General features: G+C 32.6%; 8 protein-coding genes and 1 pseudogene. All 9 read left to right on the top strand.

All coding sequences use genetic code 11. From position 1 onward, the window contains the following. Positions 1-744: pseudogene (locus QZZ51_RS16065) on the top strand (hypothetical protein); the annotation flags it as partial. A gap of 3 nt (positions 745-747) precedes the next feature. Beyond that, on the top strand, positions 748-1,170 hold the full coding sequence (locus tag QZZ51_RS16060) for a polymer-forming cytoskeletal protein (protein ID WP_291871526.1): 423 nt from the start codon (positions 748-750) through the stop codon (positions 1,168-1,170). 178 nt (positions 1,171-1,348) lie between these two features. Continuing rightward, on the top strand, positions 1,349-1,597 hold the full coding sequence (locus QZZ51_RS16055) for an AtpZ/AtpI family protein (RefSeq protein WP_291871524.1): 249 nt from the start codon (positions 1,349-1,351) through the stop codon (positions 1,595-1,597). After that, the gene (locus QZZ51_RS16050; protein WP_291871522.1) at positions 1,594-1,980 is read left to right on the top strand and encodes a hypothetical protein; all 387 of its coding nucleotides are present in this window, start codon (positions 1,594-1,596) and stop codon (positions 1,978-1,980) included. Before QZZ51_RS16055 ends, QZZ51_RS16050 begins: the two co-directional genes overlap by 4 nt. Positions 1,981-2,126: 146 nt before the next feature. Then, positions 2,127-3,191, top strand: coding sequence for a F0F1 ATP synthase subunit A (gene atpB, locus QZZ51_RS16045; protein ID WP_291871520.1), 1,065 nt, complete (start codon positions 2,127-2,129; stop codon positions 3,189-3,191). A gap of 39 nt (positions 3,192-3,230) precedes the next feature. Next, on the top strand, positions 3,231-3,431 hold the full coding sequence (gene atpE, locus QZZ51_RS16040; protein WP_044401428.1) for an ATP synthase F0 subunit C: 201 nt from the start codon (positions 3,231-3,233) through the stop codon (positions 3,429-3,431). A gap of 84 nt (positions 3,432-3,515) precedes the next feature. Beyond that, on the top strand, positions 3,516-4,007 hold the full coding sequence (locus QZZ51_RS16035; RefSeq protein WP_291871511.1) for a F0F1 ATP synthase subunit B: 492 nt from the start codon (positions 3,516-3,518) through the stop codon (positions 4,005-4,007). 3 nt (positions 4,008-4,010) lie between these two features. Then, on the top strand, positions 4,011-4,550 hold the full coding sequence (atpH, locus tag QZZ51_RS16030) for an ATP synthase F1 subunit delta (protein ID WP_291871509.1): 540 nt from the start codon (positions 4,011-4,013) through the stop codon (positions 4,548-4,550). A gap of 46 nt (positions 4,551-4,596) precedes the next feature. Continuing rightward, a partial coding sequence (atpA, locus tag QZZ51_RS16025; protein ID WP_291871507.1) for a F0F1 ATP synthase subunit alpha occupies positions 4,597-5,693 on the top strand: 1,097 nt, incomplete at its 3' end.

Here is a 5,693-nt window from a genome sequence, read left to right as displayed (position 1 = left end):
AGTCCTTTGGCAGAATCTATGAAGCAGAATATTATTAGCAATCATGGGGACTCTCGATATGCCGAAATATTATTAAACCCAGAAGCGGTGTTGGCGGGTAATTTAGACAGTCCAGATGCGCGTTATAATACATTATTCAGAAAATATAAGAATCAAGAGTTTTTGCGGGTAATTACAGAGGCAGAAGAAAATATTAGTAGATATACAGGAGACCCTATTGTCCCCAAATTTGAAATGCTAAAAGCAAATGCCATAGGAAGATTACAAGGGTTTAATGATTTTAAAGAAGCCTTGAACTATGTAGCACTTACGTATCCTAACAATCCAGAAGGTAAAAAGGCAGAGCAAATGGTAGCCGAGCATTTACCTAAATTGCAAGAGAAAGAGTTTTCTTCGGAAACAGAATCTTCAGGAACAGGAAATTGGAAAGTTGTATTCCCTTTTAAAAGAAATAGTAACAAAGCAGCTTTAGTTTTAAAAGAGCTTTTAGAAAAATCTATAAAAGATTTAAAATATAGGAATATAGTTTCTAAAGATATTTATAACTTAGAAGATCAATTTATAGTTGTACATGGTTTTAAATCTAAAGATTTTGCCTTAGGCTATGCAGAACTATTAAAAAACAATAAAGATTATAAAGTTACGAAGGAGAATTTCGTAATTTTATCTTCCAATTATAAAATAACACAAGTACATAAAAATTTAGAAGATTATAAAAAATCTCTTTTAACCCCAAAACCCTAACTAATGTTTTCAGACAAACAAAAACCTAGAACTATGACCGAAGTAGGAGGACAGCCTAACAGAATTGAAAAAAACACAAAAATTAAAGGAGATATTGTATCTGAAGCAGACTTTAGAATAGATGGTAAGTTAGATGGTAATGTTACCACATCTGGTAAAGTTGTTATTGGTAAAGATGGTTATATCCATGGAAAAGTAGAATGCGTAAATGCAGACATTGAAGGTAACTTTAATGGCGAACTTTTAGTGTCAGACTTACTTTCTTTAAAAGCTTCTGCAGTAATAGAAGGTACCGTTTCTGTATCTAAACTAGCGGTAGAGCCAGGTGCTACTTTTAATGCATCTTGTACTATGAAAGGTAAAAGCGGTAGTTTTAATAAACAGCCAACGAGTAACGCAAATAATGGAGCAGCAAAAGCATCCTAAGAAGAATAAAAATTTAAAAAATTTAGGCATCCTTTCTGGTATAGAAAAGGGTGCTTTTTGTTTTAGATTTTAATTAAAATTCGGAAAGGAAGACATTAAGAGTCTTATATTGTGCTCCCAGGAAATGGAGTTGTCCATACTAGGACAATAAAAATATAAGCTAAATTAAGAAGAAATAATGTCGGAGAATAACAAAGAAAAAAATCAAAACTCCAAAAAGCAGCTTAATAGTTATATTAAGTTTTCCGGGGTAGCTTTTCAAATGATAGCCATAATCTGTGTTTTTTCGTATTTTGGTATCTGGTTGGATGAAAAATTTCCAAATAATTATAGTGCTTATACTATAATTTTTTCCTTAATAGGGGTTATTTCTGCAATGTATTTGGTTATTAAACAGGTTATGTCCATGAATAAAGATAAAAAATGATTCAAAAATTAAAGCCCTTTATTATTACATTAATACCTTTTACATTATTCTTTTTTGGAATTCAATATTTTGTTGTTGATGGATTAAAAGAGCAATTAAATATATTTTTTTATAGCACTTGGAGTATTTATGTTTTTCATTTTTTTGCTACAACACTTATTTTTTTGTTTGTACTTTTTGTTCATAAAACATATCCTGATAAAGCAGGGTTTGCATTTATGGCTTGTAGTTTACTAAAGATGCTAGCTGCTATAGTCTTTTTGTTACCATTAATACAGAATAAAGAACCTGTTTTAAATGATGTTTTAGCTTTTTTTATACCCTATTTTCTATTCCTATTTGTAGAGACCTTTTTTACACTAAAAATTATAAATAAGGAATGATTTTTATGGAGCTTTTCATAAGGGGTTTATATTCTTTAAATTTTTTTTAATTACAATTTTAGAATTATAATTATTACCGTACATTTGCACCGAATTTTTAGGACTATAAATTTTTATTAAAAGGTATGGTGATTGCACAAAAATCTATGAAATTAATAGCGGTATTAATTTTTGCTTTTTTTCCATTAATTGTTTTAGCTGACAATGGAGGCGGGCATGATGATGAAAAAGAATTTAATGCTAGTGAGTTAATTAATGGTCATATCGGTGATTCGCATGAGTTTCATATTGCGGATTGGGATGGTCATCCAATTTCATTTTATTTGCCAGTTATATTGTGGACAGATAATGGATTAACTGTTTTTTCTTCAGAAAAATTTCATCATGATAATTCAGGAGAACATGTTGTTGAGGTTAATGGAGAGAAATTAGTACGTGAAAATGAGATAATTTATTATGCGGATAAGTATTCTAAACTTTCAGAAGATGAAAAAGGGGCATTTAATTTTGATGCAAGACCTTTAGATTTCTCTATAACCAAATTGGTTTTTTCAATGTTGTTATCTGTGTTGTTGTTGTTTATACTATTTACAGCGGTAGCAAGGTCTTATAAGAAGAGTGATAAAGCACCAAAAGGCTTAGCGGGTTTCTTAGAGCCATTGGTACTGTTTGTGAGAGATGATATTGCGATTCCAAATATCGGAGAGAAAAAGCATGCTAAATTTATGCCTTACCTATTAACCATATTTTTCTTTATTTGGGTAAACAACATATTTGGGTTAATTCCTTTCTTCCCGTTCAGTTCTAACTTAACTGGAAATATATTTTTCACTTTTGTGTTATCTTTTATCACATTCGCTATAACATGTTTTAGTGGAAATAAAGATTATTGGAAACATATTTTAACACCTCCAGTGCCAAAAGCACTTTACCCTATTATGGTTCCTATTGAAATTATTGGAATTTTCACAAAACCTTTTGCATTAATGATTCGTTTATTTGCGAATATTACTGCGGGTCATATTATTATATTGAGTTTAATATCTTTAATATTTATCTTTAAAAGCATTTTTATAGCGCCAGTTTCTGGAGCGTTTGTTTTGTTTATGAGTGTGTTAGAGATGTTGGTTGCTGCATTACAAGCGTATGTATTTACATTGTTATCGGCATTATTTATTGGTCAGGCCGTAGCGGAGCATGATCATCATTAATTTGAGTTTATTAATTATTAACTAAATAAATTTTTACGTATGGTATTAGCTGGAATCGGTGCTGGTTTAGCTGCAATTGGAGCAGGAATCGGAATTGGAAAAATTGGTGGATCTGCAATGGATGCAATTGCTCGTCAACCAGAAGCTACTTCAAAAATTCAAACTGCAATGATTATTGCTGCTGCTCTTATTGAGGGTGTTGCACTTTTTGCTGTTGTTGTTGCTTTAATTGCAAAGTAATTTTTGAAAAAGATTAAGTCTTCCCGTAACGGTTGGTTTCGGGAAGATTTTAAATTAAAAAAATAATTAAAAAAATTTATAGATATGAACTTTACTGCACCAGAAAGTTTAATTTTTTGGACTACTTTAATTTTTATTGTATTTTTCTTCTTGTTAAAGAAGTTTGCCTGGAAACCTATTTTGGGCGCAGTAAAAAGTAGAGAAGAGTCTATTAATAATGCATTAGAATCTGCTGAAAATGCTAAAAAGGAAATGCAGAACCTGCAAGCAGATAACGACAAGTTATTAAAAGAGGCACGTGCAGAAAGAGAAGCTATGCTAAAAGAGGCTAGAGAAATCAAAGAAAAAATGATTTCCGATTCTAAAGAGTTGGCTCAAGCAGAGGGAGATAAAATTATTATAAAGGCACAAGAAGCTATAGAAAGCGAGAAAAAGGCTGCACTAGCAGATATAAAAAACCAAGTTGGTAACCTTTCTGTAGAAATTGCTGAGAAAGTAATAAAAGAGCAATTATCCGATAAAGACAAGCAATTGAAATTGGTTGAAAGTTTATTAGGGGATATTAAATTGAATTAATAGATGAGCAATTCAAGAGCAGCCCTTCGTTACGCCAAAGCAATTTTAAGTATAGCAGTTGATAGTAAATCTGTAGATGCTGTTGAAACAGATATGCGTTCTATTGTTGGTACAGTCTCAGAAAGCAAAGAATTAAGAGACTTATTAGAAAGCCCTGTTGTTCAAAGCAACGTTAAGAAGAATGCATTATTAGCAATATTTAGTGATTCCCATTCTATAACAGAAGGAGTAATAAGCAATTTAATAACAAATAAAAGAATCTCTTTATTAAACGAGGTTGCTTTAAAATATATAATACTTAATGAGCAGTTAAAAGGAAAAGATGTAGCTTATGTTACTACTGCAGTTCCTTTAACAGCAGATTTAGAAAAGAAAGTATTAGATAAAGTAACTAAATTAACGGGGAAACAAGTTACCGTAGAAAACAAAATCGACACTAGTATTGTTGGTGGTTTTGTGTTGCGTGTAGGCGATTTACAGTACGATGCTAGTATCGCTAATAAATTAAGTAATTTACAAAGAGAATTTACAAGTAGTCTATAATATATTTTCGGATTTTTAGGAATCCAGAACCTTATATCTAAAACAAATGGCAGGAGTAAAAGCCGCTGAAGTATCAGCAATTTTAAAGAAACAATTATCAGGATTTGACGCTACGGCATCATTAGACGAAGTAGGAACAGTATTGCAAGTGGGTGATGGTATCGCACGTGTATACGGTTTATCTAATGTGCAATACGGAGAACTAGTTGAATTCGAGGGTGGTTTAAAAGGAATCGTTCTTAACTTAGAAGAAGATAACGTAGGTGTGGTACTTTTAAGTCCATCTAGAGACGTTAAAGAAGGTTCTGTAGTTAAGCGAACACAAACTATTGCTTCTATCAATGTTGGTGAAGGTATTGTTGGTCGTGTGGTAAACACTTTAGGTGTTCCTATCGATGGTAAAGGACCAATTGCTGGGAAAACATATGAAATGCCATTAGAGCGTAAAGCGCCTGGTGTAATTTTCCGTGAGCCAGTTACCGAGCCATTACAAACTGGTATTAAAGCAATTGATGCTATGATACCTGTAGGTAGAGGACAACGTGAGTTGGTTATTGGTGACCGTCAGACAGGTAAGACTACGGTTTGTATTGATACCATTTTAAATCAAAAAGAATTTTACGATGCAGGGGAACCTGTATATTGTATATATGTTGCTATTGGCCAAAAAGCTTCTACTGTTGCTGCAATTGCGCAGACTTTAGAAGATAAAGGAGCTTTAGCTTACACCACTATAGTTGCTGCAAATGCATCTGATCCTGCACCAATGCAGGTTTATGCTCCATTTGCTGGTGCAGCTATTGGAGAATACTTCCGTGATACTGGTCGTCCTGCATTAATCATTTATGATGATTTATCCAAGCAAGCGGTTGCATATCGAGAAGTTTCTCTTTTATTAAGACGTCCACCAGGACGTGAGGCATACCCAGGAGATGTATTTTACCTTCACTCTAGATTATTAGAGCGTTCTGCAAAAGTTATTGCAGATGATGGTATTGCTAAGAACATGAACGATCTTCCAGATTCTTTAAAGTCAATCGTAAAAGGTGGTGGTTCTTTAACAGCTCTTCCAATTATTGAAACGCAAGCAGGAGATGTTTCTGCTTATATTCCTACCAATGTAATTTCTATTACAGATGGTCA

The organism is Maribacter sp. (genome assembly GCF_016744255.1).
Classification (GTDB): domain Bacteria; phylum Bacteroidota; class Bacteroidia; order Flavobacteriales; family Flavobacteriaceae; genus Maribacter_B.
This window is presented reverse-complemented; position numbering and strand designations above follow the sequence as displayed.

What these genes read in the sequence shown, in the direction of transcription:
- QZZ51_RS16060 (WP_291871526.1), top strand. Translation starts at nt 748, where the DNA reads ATGTTTTCAGACAAACAAAAACCTAGAACTATGACCGAAGTAGGAGGA.
- QZZ51_RS16055 (WP_291871524.1), top strand. Translation starts at nt 1,349, where the DNA reads ATGTCGGAGAATAACAAAGAAAAAAATCAAAACTCCAAAAAGCAGCTT.
- QZZ51_RS16050 (WP_291871522.1), top strand. Translation starts at nt 1,594, where the DNA reads ATGATTCAAAAATTAAAGCCCTTTATTATTACATTAATACCTTTTACA.
- atpB (WP_291871520.1), top strand. Translation starts at nt 2,127, where the DNA reads ATGAAATTAATAGCGGTATTAATTTTTGCTTTTTTTCCATTAATTGTT.
- atpE (WP_044401428.1), top strand. Translation starts at nt 3,231, where the DNA reads ATGGTATTAGCTGGAATCGGTGCTGGTTTAGCTGCAATTGGAGCAGGA.
- QZZ51_RS16035 (WP_291871511.1), top strand. Translation starts at nt 3,516, where the DNA reads ATGAACTTTACTGCACCAGAAAGTTTAATTTTTTGGACTACTTTAATT.
- atpH (WP_291871509.1), top strand. Translation starts at nt 4,011, where the DNA reads ATGAGCAATTCAAGAGCAGCCCTTCGTTACGCCAAAGCAATTTTAAGT.